Annotated in this window: 16 protein-coding genes and 1 riboswitch; of the genes, 8 read left to right on the plus strand and 8 right to left on the minus strand. The window is 31.2% G+C overall.

The window, feature by feature from the left end:
• Positions 1-37 precede the first annotated feature (37 nt).
• Positions 38-169, minus strand: a riboswitch (FMN riboswitch).
• Between the two features lie 255 nt (positions 170-424).
• Positions 425-799, minus strand: coding sequence for a DUF120 domain-containing protein (locus QZN33_RS00850; RefSeq protein ID WP_296788490.1), 375 nt, complete (start codon positions 797-799; stop codon positions 425-427).
• Positions 800-1,026: 227 nt separating this feature from the next.
• Here QZN33_RS00850 and tfrA point away from each other — a divergent pair, with 227 nt between their 5' ends.
• The gene (gene tfrA / locus QZN33_RS00855; protein ID WP_296788493.1) at positions 1,027-2,670 is read left to right on the plus strand and encodes a fumarate reductase (CoM/CoB) subunit TfrA; all 1,644 of its coding nucleotides are present in this window, start codon (positions 1,027-1,029) and stop codon (positions 2,668-2,670) included.
• On the opposite strand, the gene QZN33_RS00860 is transcribed toward tfrA, so the two are convergent.
• Together QZN33_RS00860 and QZN33_RS00865 are read right to left on the minus strand one after the other, a co-directional pair.
• Positions 2,663-3,967, minus strand: coding sequence for an amidohydrolase family protein (locus tag QZN33_RS00860; RefSeq protein ID WP_296788496.1), 1,305 nt, complete (start codon positions 3,965-3,967; stop codon positions 2,663-2,665). The genes tfrA and QZN33_RS00860 overlap by 8 nt on opposite strands.
• Before the next feature lie 41 nt (positions 3,968-4,008).
• Positions 4,009-4,215 carry a histone family protein gene (locus tag QZN33_RS00865; protein WP_296788499.1) on the minus strand — a complete coding sequence of 69 codons (207 nt, stop codon included), beginning with the start codon at positions 4,213-4,215 and terminating at the stop codon, positions 4,009-4,011.
• A gap of 198 nt (positions 4,216-4,413) precedes the next feature.
• Between QZN33_RS00865 and hisG the strand changes: the two genes are divergently transcribed.
• Together hisG and pyrB are read left to right on the plus strand one after the other, a co-directional pair.
• Positions 4,414-5,274, plus strand: coding sequence for an ATP phosphoribosyltransferase (gene hisG / locus QZN33_RS00870; protein ID WP_296788501.1), 861 nt, complete (start codon positions 4,414-4,416; stop codon positions 5,272-5,274).
• 12 nt (positions 5,275-5,286) lie between these two features.
• Complete coding sequence (pyrB, locus tag QZN33_RS00875) at positions 5,287-6,222, plus strand: aspartate carbamoyltransferase (protein WP_296788503.1); 936 nt, start codon at positions 5,287-5,289, stop codon at positions 6,220-6,222.
• On the opposite strand, the gene QZN33_RS00880 is transcribed toward pyrB, so the two are convergent.
• Entirely contained in the window at positions 6,215-7,384 is a 1,170-nt protein-coding gene (locus QZN33_RS00880) for an orc1/cdc6 family replication initiation protein (protein ID WP_296788506.1), read from the minus strand. The two genes, pyrB and QZN33_RS00880, sit on opposite strands and share 8 nt — an antisense overlap.
• A 623-nt stretch (positions 7,385-8,007) precedes the next feature.
• Complete coding sequence (locus QZN33_RS00885; RefSeq protein ID WP_296788516.1) at positions 8,008-8,490, minus strand: DUF2299 domain-containing protein; 483 nt, start codon at positions 8,488-8,490, stop codon at positions 8,008-8,010.
• A 98-nt stretch (positions 8,491-8,588) separates the two neighbouring features.
• Between QZN33_RS00885 and QZN33_RS00890 the strand changes: the two genes are divergently transcribed.
• Positions 8,589-9,563: a cobalamin biosynthesis protein gene (locus QZN33_RS00890; RefSeq protein ID WP_296788519.1), complete on the plus strand. Its 975-nt coding sequence runs from the start codon at positions 8,589-8,591 to the stop codon at positions 9,561-9,563.
• Positions 9,560-10,573 carry a cobalt-precorrin 5A hydrolase gene (locus QZN33_RS00895; RefSeq protein ID WP_296788522.1) on the plus strand — a complete coding sequence of 338 codons (1,014 nt, stop codon included), beginning with the start codon at positions 9,560-9,562 and terminating at the stop codon, positions 10,571-10,573. Before QZN33_RS00890 ends, QZN33_RS00895 begins: the two co-directional genes overlap by 4 nt.
• A 21-nt stretch (positions 10,574-10,594) precedes the next feature.
• Here the strand turns inward: QZN33_RS00895 and QZN33_RS00900 are convergent, their stop codons facing one another.
• A complete protein-coding gene (locus tag QZN33_RS00900) occupies positions 10,595-10,840 on the minus strand; it encodes a UPF0147 family protein (RefSeq protein ID WP_296788524.1) in 246 nt (81 codons plus the stop codon).
• Positions 10,841-10,984: 144 nt separating this feature from the next.
• Between QZN33_RS00900 and QZN33_RS00905 the strand changes: the two genes are divergently transcribed.
• Positions 10,985-11,152, plus strand: a complete 168-nt coding sequence (locus QZN33_RS00905; RefSeq protein ID WP_296788527.1) for a Met repressor — start codon at positions 10,985-10,987, stop codon at positions 11,150-11,152.
• Here the strand turns inward: QZN33_RS00905 and QZN33_RS00910 are convergent, their stop codons facing one another.
• Complete coding sequence (locus QZN33_RS00910) at positions 11,153-11,737, minus strand: class II aldolase/adducin family protein (RefSeq protein ID WP_296788530.1); 585 nt, start codon at positions 11,735-11,737, stop codon at positions 11,153-11,155.
• 9 nt (positions 11,738-11,746) lie between these two features.
• Entirely contained in the window at positions 11,747-13,492 is a 1,746-nt protein-coding gene (locus QZN33_RS00915) for a DNA-directed DNA polymerase II small subunit (protein WP_296788532.1), read from the minus strand.
• A 172-nt stretch (positions 13,493-13,664) separates the two neighbouring features.
• Between QZN33_RS00915 and QZN33_RS00920 the strand changes: the two genes are divergently transcribed.
• Together QZN33_RS00920 and cobJ are read left to right on the plus strand one after the other, a co-directional pair.
• Positions 13,665-14,162, plus strand: a complete 498-nt coding sequence (locus QZN33_RS00920) for a hypothetical protein (RefSeq protein ID WP_296788536.1) — start codon at positions 13,665-13,667, stop codon at positions 14,160-14,162.
• 7 nt (positions 14,163-14,169) lie between these two features.
• Positions 14,170-15,243, plus strand: coding sequence for a precorrin-3B C(17)-methyltransferase (gene cobJ / locus QZN33_RS00925; protein ID WP_296788538.1), 1,074 nt, complete (start codon positions 14,170-14,172; stop codon positions 15,241-15,243).

Here is a 15,243-nt window from a genome sequence, read left to right on the forward strand (position 1 = left end):
GTTTACTAGAACCAGGGCTAAAAATAATTACAATTTTATTTCTTCTCTTCCATCCGGACTATTACCGTCGGTTTTGGAATCTCACCAAATCAACACTCATTTGTGCTCGTGGACTTATTTTATCAAAATCACCACCGGTGGGGAATTGCACCCCGCCCTGAGAACGTATTATCAAATATATAAATCATATATAAAATACTTTACGGTGATATTTATATTAAAATTTAAATTGTTTTCAAAATGAAAAATTGTTTTGAGTCTAAATAATTGTTTAAAGCCTGTAAAATTGTTTTTATTTAAAACTAAGTAATTTAAATAATATTAATAACTAAATAATTAAAATATAGTGATTTAATGGCTAAAAACAAGAAGATTTACTCTTCAAAGATGCTGGTGAAGAAGAATAGAAAAAATAAGAAAAAAACTAAAATTCTAGGGTCACTACATCATCGTCTACAATATTCAGTTTATCCCTTAGCTTATCTTCTGCAATGAATTCCAGGTAATTTTCTTCATGTGTAGTTTTTGCCGGAAAAACAATAGCTCCATCCACTTTATCATTTAATTTTGCTTTGATATATTTTACAGCACCAAATCCTTCATCAGGTTTGATTAAATTTTCACATTCATCCTTAATTCTGTTAATTTCATCCAAATGATCATCACCGACAATAACATTCAATGTTCCAGGATATGGAACGAATCCTAAATTTTTCTGAAATTCTTTAGTGTAAAATTCCTGTGACAAAAAATATGCCGCTTTGCCCAAACCGGTTGTAACTTCACCATCAATTTTCATAAAATACCCTCTAATTAAATTGCTTAATATCAAGATTAATGTTAGAAATATTTATCATAATTTTAATTTAATAAAATTAAAGAATCTTTTACAATAATTTGAATTGTGAAATATAGATTCTTAACTATTAATTAATCTATTTTAATTAATAAATATTTTCAAGAAATTATTTTAATCACAAAAATTAAACTATTACATATAAAAATTAATTTTACAGGGTAATTGAAATGGAAATAAAAACTATCTCAACAGATGTATTGATAATAGGTTCCGGAGGAGCAGGTTCAAGAGCTGCCATTGAAGTGGATGACGCTGGTTTAAAAGCCATTATTGTATCAAAAGGACTATCATTCCGATCTGGCTGTACTGGAATGGCAGAAGGTGGATACAACGCAGTTTTTAAAACAGTTGATAAAGATGACTCCATTGAGGCTCACAAACATGATACACTTAAAGGCGGAAGTTTTCTAAATGATGAAAAACTGGTTAATATTCTAGTTAACGAATCACCAAAAAGACTCATTGACCTTGAAAACTACGGAGCATTATTTGACAGACAGGAATCAGGACAGATAGATCAAAGACCATTTGGAGGTCAGACCTATAGAAGAACCTGCTATCAGGGAGATAGAACCGGTGCAGAACTGTTAAATGCTCTAAAAGAAGAAATCATTAGAAGAGACATAGAATGTATCGAAGAAGTAATGATTACTTCACTTGTATGCGACAACGACCAGGTAATTGGAGCAACCGGATTAGACTTAAAAGATTCCAGTCTGATTTATTTCAAAGCAAAATCTGTTATTTTAGCCAGCGGAGGAGCTGGACAATTATTCCCTGTAACATCCAATACATCACAAAAGAATGGAGACGGATTTGCTATAGCATATAAAGCTGGTGCCGATCTGGTTGATATGGAACAGATACAGTTCCACCCGACAGGAATGGTAACACCTGAATCCAAAAAAGGAATCCTTGTAACAGAAGCAGTAAGGGCTGAAGGAGGAAAACTCATAAATAAGGACGGGGAGAGATTTATGAGCAAATATGCTCCTGAAAAAATGGAACTTGCAACCCGTGATGTTGTAGCACGTTCAATCTATAGAGAAATTATAGAAGGAAGAGGAACCGAAAACGGAGGAGTATACCTTGATATTTCCCATTTAGATGACGATTACATTGATGAAAAACTTGAAACAATGGTTTTGCAGTTTGAAAACGTCGGTGTAGACATCAAACATGGCCCGATTGAGGTTGCACCTACAGCGCATCACTTTATGGGCGGTTTAAAAATAAATACTGACGGATCAACTACCCTCAAAAATCTTTTCGGAGCCGGAGAAGTCTGCGGAGGAGTCCATGGTGCAAACCGTTTAGGTGGAAATGCACTGGCTGATACACAGGTATTCGGAAAAATATCCGGAGTAAGCGCATCTGAAGCTGCCAAAAACACAGAACTTAAAACAAACGACGAACAGGTAAAAATGGAAGCTTCAAGAATTGAAGGACTTATTAAAGAAGGCTCTGTTAAACCTAAAGAATTCAAAAACAGAATCAAGCAACTGATGTGGGAAAAAGTATCAATTGTGCGTGACGAAAAAACCCTGAATGAAGCACTGAAAGAACTTCTTGAAATGAAAAAAGAGCTTGATGATTTGAATGTCAGCAATATAAAACAATACAATACAGAATTAGTGACTGCTCTTGAAGTTATAAATATGGTTGAAATCTGTATTTTAACAGTTAAATCTGCAATATTGCGCAGAGAAAGCAGAGGAGCACATTACAGGTCAGATTATCCTGAAACTAATGATGAATGGAAAAAAAGTATTGTTGTAAATGAAAAAGAAATAAAATTTGAAGCTAGATAGCTTCTTTTAAATTTTTAATAGCTTCGCGAGCCTTTTCATAGATTTCCTGTTCATCAAGAACAGTCAATTTTTTATTTTCCATCAATATTTTACCGTTACAGATAGTGGTATCCACATTGGAACCGTTAGCTGAATAGATAACGTTGGATGTTAAAGTGGTACTGTCCGGAACCATATTGGCAGAATTTTTATCTATTAAAATAATATCCGCTTTTTTACCGACTTCAATAGAACCTATCTCATCACTTAAGCCTAAAGCTTCAGCACCATTAATGGTACCCATTGCCAGAGCTTCATGTGAATTCAATACATTAGGATCAAGGGTTGAAACTTTCTGAAGCAGACTTGCGGTCTTTAACTCTTCAATCAAATCAAGATTGTTGTTTGAAGAAGCTCCGTCTGTACCTATTGAAACGCAAACATCTTTTTCAAGCAATTTGGAAATTGGTGCGATTCCTGAAGCCAGTTTCATGTTACTGCATGGATTGTGAGAAACTTTAACATTATTTTTCTTAATAATATCAATTTCTTCATCACTTAACCATACACAATGAGCAGCAAGAACGTCAGGACCTAAAAATCCTATCTTATCCAAGTATTCAAAAGGCCTTAATCCTTTTTCTTCAGATATGTCATTGATTTCTTTTTGGGTTTCGGAAACATGTATATGAATACCCATATTGTATTCATCAGCTAACTGGCGAACCTTAATCAGCAATTCTTCAGAAGCTGTATATGGTGAATGAGGACCGAAAAATACTTTAATTCTTCCGTCAGCCATTCCATTGCAATTTTTGAATAAATCCAGGTTTTCTTTGATTTCAGCTTCTCTTCTTTCCGCATCGCCAAAATCAATCATCCCATATGATAAAACAGCTCTGATACCTGCTTCATCAACAGCACGTGCAACGTCTTCCATGTAAAAATACATGTCGGAAAATGTTGTTGTTCCGGATTTGATGAGTTCAACAGCTCCCAAAAGAGCACCTATATAACAATAATCTCCATTAAGGTTAGCTTCCATTGGCCAGATATGATCATTCAACCAGCTGTCTAAACTTAAATCATCAGCTAACCCTCTAAATAAAGTCATGGATAAATGAGTATGAGTGTTAACAAGTCCTGGAAGCAATATTTTTCCAGAAGCATCAATGATTTTATCAACATTACTTTCATCTATTTCATCAGAAATTTCAGCAATCAAATCATTTTTGATTAAAAGAGATTGTTTTTTTTCTTCAAAATTATTAGGATTTAAAATTAATGCATTTTTAATTAAAATAGTATTATCTGTCATAGCAACACCTAAAAAAATAAAAAAAATAGTTAAAAACTTATTTATAAGTTTTTAATAGCTAATTTAATATCATCAGCTTTTACAGTTTTACGTTTTGCGATTTTAGCAACTTGATTAGCTTCTTTAGCAACGTCACGAGCAACTTCTTCTAAGTATGCAGCTAATTCTTCTTTTGCATCTTCGCTTACTCTTTCTGCACCAGATTCTTTAATGATTCTAGCAATAGGAGCTTTTGGTATTTCAGACATGTTTTTCACCTCACTCTAATTTAATGAAAAACTTATTATTAACAGAATTAATAATAAGCTAAATAAGATATTACATAACTTAATATTTAAATATTTTGCAAAATTATTGATTAAATCAAAAAATAATCTATCACATGATAAAGTATTAAATAATAAGATTTAAAATATATTATAAGATAAAAATATTGAGAAGATATGATGAAAATTAAAATTGCTGTTCCATCCAAGGGAAGAATAAGTGAACCATCCATAAACATTTTAGAAAAAGCAGGATTAGGATTAATTGATAAAAATAACCGTAAATTAATTTCAAAAACATTTAATGAAAATATAGAAGTAATGTTTGCAAGAGCATCTGATATTCCTGAATTTGTAAATGATGGAGTTGCAGATATGGGAATTACAGGCGTGGACTTAATTGAAGAAAGTGAATCAGACGTAGTTGAACTGCTTGACTTGAGGTTCGGTCAAACAAAGCTTGTGCTGGCAGCTCCTGAGGAATCCGATATAAACTCTGTGGATGAAATCAGAAATGACATGAAAATAGCTACAGAATTTCCTGTTTTGACAAAAAAATATTTGGATGAAAAAGGACTGGATTTAAAAATAGTAAAATTAAGTGGATCTACCGAAGCTGCACCGTTTATCGGAATTGCCGATTTGATAACAGACCTTACAAGTACTGGAACAACATTAAAAATGAATCATCTTGAAATTATTGATGTATTGCTTGAAAGCTCAATTAAACTCATTGCTAATGAAGACAGCTTAAAATCCAAAAAAGAATTGATTGAAGCTGTAAGTACAAGTATTAAGGGAGTACTGGACGCTGACCGTAAAAAACTTGTTACAATGAATGTAAAAACTGCAGATTTGGATAAAGTTAAAGAAGTTATGCCGTCAATGGGTGGTTTGACAATCTCAGAAGTATTATCTGATGAAAAAACTGTTGCTGTTCAAGCTGTAATTGATGAAAAACAGGTATTTGAATTAGTTAACGACTTAAGAAATGCAGGTGCAAAGGATATACTAGTAATGCCGATTGAAAGAATCATTTAAAAACATTAAGGGTTGATTAAGATTTTTAAATTAAAAAATATTATTTCAATAAAAGATTTTGAAAGAGAAGATGTGGACTATATTCTCAATGAAGCTGAAAAATTAGAGGATATTGCAAAATCAAAAGAAATATCAGAAGAGCTTAAAGGAAAAATTCTAGGATTGATGTTTTTTGAACCTTCTACAAGAACAAGAATGTCATTTGAAACAGCTATGAAACGTTTAGGTGGAGAAGGAATCGGTTTTGAAAACAGCGGATCCAGTTCTGTTTCAAAAGGTGAAAGCATTGCAGATACTGCCAAAATGTTTGAAGGATACAGCGATGCACTGGTAATAAGACATGAACTTGAAGGAGTATCAAAATTCATATCTGACATTGTAGATGTTCCTGTAATAAATGCAGGTGACGGAGCAGGTCAGCATCCTACACAGACATTGCTTGATTTGTATACAATCAGAAAAGAAATAGGTGAAATTGACAACCTGAAAATAGCTTTAATCGGTGATTTGAAATATGGACGTACCGTTCATTCACTTTCAAATGCATTGGGATTATATAAAAACGTTACAATTTATCTTGTCTCACCTCCTGAGCTTAAAATGCCTCAGGAAGTCTTCCATGATATCAACAAAACAAATGTTAAATGGATTGAAACAGATTCAATTGAAAAAATTATTGATGATGTTGACGTGTTATACGTAACAAGAATTCAAAAAGAGCGTTTTGGTGATATAAACGATTATCTGAAAATAAAAGGTGCATATATCATTGACAAAAAGATGCTGGAAGGCAAAGACCTCATTGTAATGCACCCGTTGCCAAGAATAGATGAAATATCTACCGATGTGGACAACACCAAATACAATAAATATTTCACTCAGGCAGCCAATGCGGTGCCTGTAAGAATGGCAATATTAAAAACATTGATAAAAAACAACCCTAAATAGTAAGGAGGGTTGTTTCCAGTAATGTTTCATCGCATTGCAGTTTAATAATGTTAGTTCTACCTTTTCCACGTCCGCGTGAAATGGTGTTTGTAGAAATTATTCCTAATAGCTCAAGCTCATTGATAAAGTCAAATATTCTTCTGTAGGTAACTGCATCTTTTTTGGAAATCAATTTATATTCATCATAGAGTTTACCTGAAGAAATCTCTTCATCCTGTTTGGTTAAATTCAGTATTGCTTCTAAAACCCTTTGCTGCTGTAGAGGTAATGTTGAAATAATTTCAATGACTTTATTATGCTCTATTGTATCTTTAGCTTTACGTACATGTTCGCTTGTAACATTTTCTGAATTTTCATCAAAAGCCAGTTCACCAGCATGTTTAAGCAAATCAAGAGCATATCTTGCATCACCTTCTTCCTTAGCAGCCATTGCTGAACATAAAGGAATCACATCATCATCAAGCACACCCTCATTAAATGACAGTTCAGCCCTTTCAGTTAAAATATCAGATAACTGGTTAGCACCATAAGGCGGGAAAACAATTTCCTTATCATTTAAACTACTGTTTACTCTGGATTTGATTAAATTCTTAAAGTCTAAAAAGTTACTTATAGACAATACTGACACATTATCAGTTCTGGTTAAAGTGTATAAAATACCGTCACCGTCTTTTTCAAGCAAAATATCTATTTCATCCAAAATAACAATCAACTGTAACTTTTTACCAAAGGCATTGGTTTTAAAAATATCTCTGAATGTATTTACCACTTCACCTTTTGTCCAGCCACGGTTTGGAACATCACGGCCCAACTTATTACATAATCTGGCTAAAACCTGATATTCTGTATTGTAATCAGTGCATCTGATATATTCAACTTTAACGAAAATATTTTTCTTACTGGCTATTTCTATAAGCTGTTCACGTGCAAATTTAGATGCAGCAGTTTTTCCAGTACCAGTTTTTCCATAAAGAGTGACATTTGATGGTGTTACATTATTTAATACATCTACCCAATATTTAGCAATCTGTCTGATTTGATCTTCCCTGTGAACAAGTTTTTCAGGCAAATATCTGTGATCTAAAGGAAGCTTATCCTTAAATATATTTGCATAATCAGAATTGCTCATATCTTTCTCCAAATCTTCAAAAACATTTGACATTATTACACCACAATTATATTATAAAATCATGAAAAAAATTTAGTATAATTTCCAGTGTTAATAATATTAAAAACCTCATAAATAAACTTTTTTATTGCAAAATTGATATATCTTTGAAAAATTGAAAAAATTAAATAGATAAAAATGTGTTAAAATTAAAAAAACAAACTAATAAAGCTTAATTATTAAATCAATTATGTTAAAATCAATATATAACAAAATAACTAATTTTAAAACAATAAAAAATAAAACATGAAACAAAACTATTTCAAATATAAAATAATGATTTCAAGTGTAAAAATTAAGGATAAACAGGAAAAATAAGGCCTCAGATGGTTCAAACAATATCATTTTTGAAAAAATTATAACGATTTTACACAGACAGAGAGAGGTGTATTGCAAGTGTAACCGATTTCATCCGCAAGGCAAAATTGAAGAGATGTATTGCAAGTGTAACGAACGTGTGAAATTGTCATGAAAATATAACATTTTACACACAACTAAATAATGCCATGAAAATGAAAAATATGAGAGATGTATTTCAAATGTTTACAGTTGAAATATACCTCTTCACTCTTACAAAACCTTCGAAAACGTTACAGTTGAAATGGACCTCTCCCTCTCTAGACGAACATATCATTTTCGTTGGAGCGAAGAGGAATATCATTCAAACTTCCAAATTTTTTGTCAATTAACCAGATACAATGTAATTTGGATTTGAAAACTCTTTTCAAAGTTCTGATAAATTCATTTTTTGTAAGACCATCTTCAAATATTTGTTCAGTGATAACAAATTGCTGCAATATGTTCTGGTTTACCTGAAGCTCAAAATCAACTAAAAAATTATTCAGACCAAAATTCAAATCCAAAATGAAATCTCTTTGAGTTTTTGAATCGGCAGATCTCATCAAATCCAGATGCTGAGGAGCAACCTGGGTAGCACATGCAATAATAATACAATCTTTATCTTTTGGTTTTACAACATCCATAATATTTTCTTTAGGAAACTCGACAATGAAATGAAAATCAGCATTTTCATCATATTTCATTTCTCTAAGACAATCTTCATCGAGCAACCATCTTTCGATTTGTTCTTCAATATTCATATTATCATCTTTTAAATTTTATAATAAATTATTTATTTTTTTATAATATATAATAAAGTATGATTAATTATTATAATATAATTAATAATATAAATTCTATGGAATTATTTTTATTTATTATATTAGGACTGCTGTTTTCACTTGCAATAGATGTCATAATAGGTGAACTGCCTACAAAAATACATCCTGTTGTAATTATTGGTTCAGCAATATCATTTTTCAAAAAAATATTTATAAAAATAAAAAATAGATTATCAGGATTATTACTGATAATATGCACTATATTAGTTGTTAATATAGTATTATATATTATATATTTAATATGTAAAGTAAATGTGTTATTGTTGTTTATAGTATTTTTTATCTTGCTTTCATCAACATATTCGATAAATATGCTTTTAAAAACAGCTAGTGATGTTAAAGCAGATTTGGATGTTAGTATTGATAAAGCAAGAAAGTCTGTTTCATATCTGGTAAGCAGAAGCACTGATGAGCTGACTGAAAGCTTTATTGTATCTGCTGTGATTGAAAGTCTCACTGAAAACATAACAGATTCATATGTTGCTCCGATATTTTATTATGCTATATTTGCTGTTGTTATTATGATTAAACCTGTTAATAATCAGTTATTTTATTTGCTGTTAATTCCAATGCTCTATAGAATGTTCAATACAATGGATGCAATGCTTGGATATAAAACTGATGAATTGATCAATATCGGTTTTTTCCCTGCAAAAATAGATGATGTTCTCAATTATATTCCTTCAAGAATTGCAGGAATCTATGTTGTCATTTCTGCATATCTGCTTAAATTGGATGGTAAAAACAGCTATAAAATAATGAGAAGAGATGCAAGAAACTGTCCTTCACCAAATTCAGGTTATACCATGGCAACAACTGCAGGAGCTCTTAATATTCAGCTGATAAAAAAAGATACCTACATTTTAGGTGATGCCAACAAAAATATTGAAAAAGAAGATATTTCAAAGGCAGTCAGTCTGTCTAAATTAACAATTATTTTATTTACTTTAACAGTATTGATTTTATTAACATTAATCTATGTGATAATATGAAAATAGCCATTATATCTGTTTCAAACAAAGGTCTAGAGTTAGCATTGACATTAAAAGAGAAATTGGATAAAGATTCAACTGTAATTAAATGTGATTTATTCCATAAAAATGTTAAAAAATATATTAAAATAGCATTTTTTGAATATGATGCTATAATTGCCATTATGGCTTCAGGAATCTTAATCAGGTCAGTTGCACCATACATTGAATCAAAAGTCAGTGATCCTGCAGTATTAAACATTGATGACAATGGTAATTTTGTAATATCAACACTGTCCGGACATTTGGGAGGAGCAAATGCACTGGCTGATAAAATAGCAGATCTTATTGATGCAACACCTGTAATTACTACTTCAACTGATGTTAACAGAAAGCTGGGAATAGATGTTTTGGCAAAAGATCTTTATCTTTCAATTGATGATACAAAAGAAATTTTATATTTTAACAAGGCAATTCTTGAAAATGAAAAAATCACATTTACATTAAATCCTGAAAAAGATTATGTTTATTTAAAGGATTATCTGTCAAAAAATACACTTGAAATACATGTTTCATTCAATTATTCTTCAAATGTTAATACAGATGAAATTCATGTCGAATTGGATAAACATAAAATTGTTTTAAAGGAAAAAAAACTTGTTGCAGGACTGGGCTGCAAACGTGGAAAGAAGTGCAGTGACATTTATAATGGGCTTAAAAAATCAATAAATTATTTAAATATTGATATTTCACGCATTAACATGTTATCCTCAGCAGAAATTAAAAAGGATGAGAAAGGTATGATTGATTTATCAAAAAAATTATCAATTCCTATTAATTTTGTTGAATTGGATAAACTGAAACTGTTTGAATCAAGAGACATTCAAAAGTCAGAATTCGTCAAATCAAAATTCGGAATTTATGGTGTCTGCGAGCCGTCAGCATTGATAACAGCAGGTTTTGATTCAAAATTAATTTATAAAAAAACTTCATACAATGGCGTTACAATAGCAATTGCCTGTGAAAAATAGTTAAAAATAAAAAAAGTAAAATTAGATAGATTCTAATTTAGATAGAACTTCCCAAATTAAAGTTCTTGCGTGTACTGGTATATTAGGATCATTACTGATTTCATCTAATTTTCCTAAGACAGTACTTATTCTTACAGATTGATCCTGTTCGTCGTCTTTTAATAATGCGCTAGAATCACTAGCAGCTTCTCTGATATTACGAGGAACAGTGTTGTTATCTGCGATATATTCAAGAATTTCACATACTTCATCAATTTGATTACTCATACAACTCCCTCCAAAATAAATTAAATAAATAAAAATTAGTTAATTATATATGATATTTGTACACTATCTCTTTAAATATTTTGTGGTAATTCGAACAATTTTTTAGTAGAAAAATTTATATTAAATTAAATTGAATTATTATACATGTCAGACATAAGCAAAACAACTATAAATTTACCTAAGGATTTGAAAAAAGAATTAAAAAAAATAGCTATTGATGAAGATACTTCTTTATCCGGTTTAATCTTAAAAATGATTGAAGAAGGATTAGCTAACAGAAATAAAAGTGATGTAATTTCAGATGAAGATTAATTATATATCTTCAACTGAATTTAACATAAATGTAATAAATTGAGTTTTTGCAGACTCTTCAACAAAAACTGCAAGAGATTCAGCTTCTTTTAAGTTTTCACCAACGCAAATCACACCATGATTTTTTAAAACTAAAACATCACTGTCTCCAATTCCTTTACTTGCACTTTCAGCAAGTTCACTGCTTCCAGGTTTTTCATATTCAATTGATGGCAGGTAAGGTTTTTTTATTTCTCCAAAACCTTCTAATCTTTTGATTTTTTTATCTGAAAAAGCAAATCCTGTTGCATATGGAGAATGTGTATGCACTATAGCATTGACATCATCTCTTTTTTTATATATTTCAAGATGCATATTCACTTCAGATGAAGGTTTTCCGTCAGATAATATGTTTCCGTCAAGATCAATCAGCACGATATCTTCCGCTTTCAAACCTGCCAGTGATTTTAATGTTGGAGTAATAGCAATGATGTCTCCGCTGGCAGCATTAATTCTGGAACTGATGTTTCCAGATTTTCCTGAAATTAAATTTTTATTATAAATATTATTACCAGTATCAATTATTTCCTGAATATATTTTTTCATATTATACCTCTATAAGAATTTGAAATGCTTATATTTTCCTTTATGAATAACCGGAACTTCAGCAGGAGTCGGTTCAATATTGTGAATCTTCTGAAAGCTTGTCTGAGTCTGAAAAGTTCCTGAATTGATTAAATGAATTCCATTGAATTTTCTGTATGAGTTAACGTGAATATGTCCTGTATGAAGAATATCAGGCACTTCCTCGATAACAAGATAATCTTCAAGTTCTGATGCTAACGGTGTTCTTTCACCATATATAGGTGCAAGATGTCTTTTTTGGAGAAGTTCTTCCATTAAAAGATCACTTTTTTCGTATGTAAATTCCTTAACAGCCATAACAAGATCGTCAAAACTACGTCCGTGATAAATTAAAACGTTGATTCCATCTAATGATACTACACCAGGATTGGAAATGAATTCAACATTATCCAGTTCATACAATGCCTTAGCATATTCTTCAGGAACAGCTGGCTGCGGTTCTGCAACTCTTGATGCGTCGTGGTTTCCAGGAGCAATGATAATTTTAATATCGCTTCTGATATTTCCTAAAAATTTAGCTGCTTCATTATACTGCTGTGTAATGTCTTTAATAGCAAGTTCCTGTTCCTGATTTGGATAAACTCCGATACCGTCTACAATATCTCCACCGATAATGAGATATTTAACGTCTTCAGCTACTCTTCTCTGTTCTTCGGTACCGAAATCACAATTAATCCAGTCAATAAATCTTAGGAATGCATCTTCCTGGAATGTAAGACTTCCAATGTGAATATCTGATAGGAATACAATACCAAAGTCCATTTCTTTATCCGGAACCCTTAAAACACCAGGATTTATGATCTGCTGACCAAATCCGAAGTGTCTGTCATCACTCTTGTTAGCGATAACTCCTATAACTTCATCTCTGACAAGCTTTTCGGCTTCTGCAAAGAGCTCTTCATTATTTTGTGAAAATAAAATGGACATGCTTCCTGTATCGTCTTCAAACTCGACAATCTTATGACCATTTTTACTTGATCTTATTTCACGAACCATTACAATCAGACTTAAACTGTCCATAGAATCATCGATATCGGCGATTTTTGTATAATTTCTAAGCTCAGGCCTTTTGGATAGAATCTTTTCCAATTTTTCATATCTGCTTTTAAAGTAAGCAATAAGGTTTTCAAGCTCTCCGCTGGTGTATGATTTCTTACTCATATCCTGGATAATCTTAAAGTCATATGTTGCATTGATTTTTTGCTCATTTCTTTTAAATTTGATTTTTTCATCTTTAACTGTTTCACTAGCCTCTACAATAGTTTGATTAACATATTTTTCAGGTTTGTCACTTTCTTTTTTAAGATTATCAATTGATGTTGGTTTAACTGTTTTCGGTTGTTCTTTTTGTTCAACGGTCTTTGGTTGTTCAGTTGAAGGTTTTATTTCTTTTTTTGGTTTAACGTTTTGTGGTGTTTGTTTTATAGGTTTTTTAATCTCCGGTTTAACTTCTTGAGATTTATCAACTGCATTATCGTTTGTCAATGTTTTTTGATTTGTATTGTCAGTTTTTGTAGTATTTCCTAAAAGTTCATTGATAGTTTCACCGCTTACAGATACTAAATCTTTTGATGTAAACTTATCACCTTTTAACTTAACTATTAATGAAGATGCAAAATCTAAAGGATTTTCAGCATTAACAACAATATTATAAGCTTCTGGTGATAGGTTTATTCCTTTCTTTGCAAATTTTAATAGAATTTTATTAGTTGACATATTAATCAAATTTTTAATTTTCTATGTTAATAAACTTTGAGAATTTATATTTTTAATTTCAAGTTAAGACATGTAATATTGTTTTTTCATAGGTATATTTATTATATATTAAAAATAAAATTTAAATTATTATAGTATATTGTTATTATAATTAAGTAATGATTGTGATAAAATGGCGAATAAAATAGTTAGAATTATTTTAATTGTTGTACTATTTATTGTATTCTTTGAGTTAGGGCTATTCGGTTCATATACTATAGTTACTTCCGAAGCACCTAATATTCAGGGATTGATAGATATGCAAATATCAAAGATAACAGGTATTTTCAGTCCTGATAATGTCAATCAGATATTAGTTAAAGATCCTACTCCTGTATCTATTTCAAATAAAAAAGATGTTGCTCTGAAGCTGGAGGAACTGTCGAAGGTAGATGGAGTGAATTATGAATCTATCAATGTATCTACAACTGAAGATCCTGATAATTCCGAGTTTAATGTTACTATTGAAGCTTTAGGTTATGCTTCACCTAACTCAACTTCTGGTCAAATTGTTATAAGTCAGGACCCTTCATTTAAGATTATAGCTAAGGGTACTGCTTCTTATAAGGGAACCGGATTATTGGTTGATAGAGATTCCGTTACAATAAATTCAGTATTAAAACTTTACTAGTGATTATATGATTAATGTTATAGGTATTGGTCAAAATAGAGAAAATATGACTTTGGGAGCTGTTAAAGCTATAGAAGAGTCCGATGTAATTATTGGTTATAAAAAATATATTAACCAAATTGATGATTTAATAGTCGGTAAAGAGATTATTAAAAAAGGAATGGGCGATGAAATAGCTAGAGCTGAAATGGCAATTCAGAAAAGTTTAGACGGCCAGACCGTATCATTAATTAGTTCCGGAGATCCCGGCGTTTTTGGAATGGCAAATGTATTGTATCAGATTGTAAGCAAATATGACAATGTGGAAATCAAGGTTTATCCCGGCGTTTCTGCACTTAATTACGCTTCATCCAAACTTGGAGCGCCTCTGCATGATTTTGCTGCAATCAGTTTAAGTAACATTTTAACCCCTTTGTCTGAAATTGAAAAAAAATTAAGATATGCGCTTGAGGCCAATTTGATTGTAGCGATATATAATCCTATAAGCAAAACACGTAAAGAACCGTTCAGACGCTTTAAACAGTGTGTATTAGAGATTAAAGGAGAAGATGCATTAATTGGAATCGTTGACAGTACATATGAACCTGCAAAAGAGACAATTGTTAAAGTAAAGGATTTAACAGAAGACATTGTCAACATGTCATGCACATTAATTGTCGGCAATGACCTAACTTATATTCAGGAAGGAAAACTTATTACTCCAAGAGGCTATGTTATAAGGTCTAAAATTCATCCGTTGTCACAAAATCATTACGAAAAATTCTTGAATGGTGAAATCGCTCACGGACCTAATAGGGAATGCGATTATTATCCATGTCACTATGAAGGCCAATACTGTGATTTCTGTTATTGTCCATTTTATCCTTGCGGAGACTCTTCAACAGGCGGTGAATGGATTAAAGGCAAAGATGTTTGGAACTGTAAAGATTGCATGTGGTTACATGAAAAAGAAAGCGTTGAATATTTAAGAGAGCCTTTGGAAGATATTTTAGAAGAAGTTGAAGATTTAAAAACTAAGAAAAAGACTTTATTAAAACTAAGAAGAGCATGTTTGTTAAAAACTAATCCAAAAGATCTTTAG

This window comes from uncultured Methanobrevibacter sp., from assembly GCF_900314615.1.
GTDB lineage: Archaea > Methanobacteriota > Methanobacteria > Methanobacteriales > Methanobacteriaceae > Methanocatella.

What these genes read in the sequence shown, in the direction of transcription:
- QZN33_RS00850 (WP_296788490.1), bottom strand. Translation starts at nt 799, where the DNA reads ATGAAAATTGATGGTGAAGTTACAACCGGTTTGGGCAAAGCGGCATAT.
- tfrA (WP_296788493.1), top strand. Translation starts at nt 1,027, where the DNA reads ATGGAAATAAAAACTATCTCAACAGATGTATTGATAATAGGTTCCGGA.
- QZN33_RS00860 (WP_296788496.1), bottom strand. Translation starts at nt 3,967, where the DNA reads ATGACAGATAATACTATTTTAATTAAAAATGCATTAATTTTAAATCCT.
- QZN33_RS00865 (WP_296788499.1), bottom strand. Translation starts at nt 4,215, where the DNA reads ATGTCTGAAATACCAAAAGCTCCTATTGCTAGAATCATTAAAGAATCT.
- hisG (WP_296788501.1), top strand. Translation starts at nt 4,414, where the DNA reads ATGAAAATTAAAATTGCTGTTCCATCCAAGGGAAGAATAAGTGAACCA.
- QZN33_RS00880 (WP_296788506.1), bottom strand. Translation starts at nt 7,384, where the DNA reads ATGTCAAATGTTTTTGAAGATTTGGAGAAAGATATGAGCAATTCTGAT.
- QZN33_RS00885 (WP_296788516.1), bottom strand. Translation starts at nt 8,490, where the DNA reads ATGAATATTGAAGAACAAATCGAAAGATGGTTGCTCGATGAAGATTGT.
- QZN33_RS00890 (WP_296788519.1), top strand. Translation starts at nt 8,589, where the DNA reads ATGGAATTATTTTTATTTATTATATTAGGACTGCTGTTTTCACTTGCA.
- QZN33_RS00895 (WP_296788522.1), top strand. Translation starts at nt 9,560, where the DNA reads ATGAAAATAGCCATTATATCTGTTTCAAACAAAGGTCTAGAGTTAGCA.
- QZN33_RS00900 (WP_296788524.1), bottom strand. Translation starts at nt 10,840, where the DNA reads ATGAGTAATCAAATTGATGAAGTATGTGAAATTCTTGAATATATCGCA.
- QZN33_RS00905 (WP_296788527.1), top strand. Translation starts at nt 10,985, where the DNA reads ATGTCAGACATAAGCAAAACAACTATAAATTTACCTAAGGATTTGAAA.
- QZN33_RS00910 (WP_296788530.1), bottom strand. Translation starts at nt 11,737, where the DNA reads ATGAAAAAATATATTCAGGAAATAATTGATACTGGTAATAATATTTAT.
- QZN33_RS00915 (WP_296788532.1), bottom strand. Translation starts at nt 13,492, where the DNA reads ATGTCAACTAATAAAATTCTATTAAAATTTGCAAAGAAAGGAATAAAC.
- QZN33_RS00920 (WP_296788536.1), top strand. Translation starts at nt 13,665, where the DNA reads ATGGCGAATAAAATAGTTAGAATTATTTTAATTGTTGTACTATTTATT.
- cobJ (WP_296788538.1), top strand. Translation starts at nt 14,170, where the DNA reads ATGATTAATGTTATAGGTATTGGTCAAAATAGAGAAAATATGACTTTG.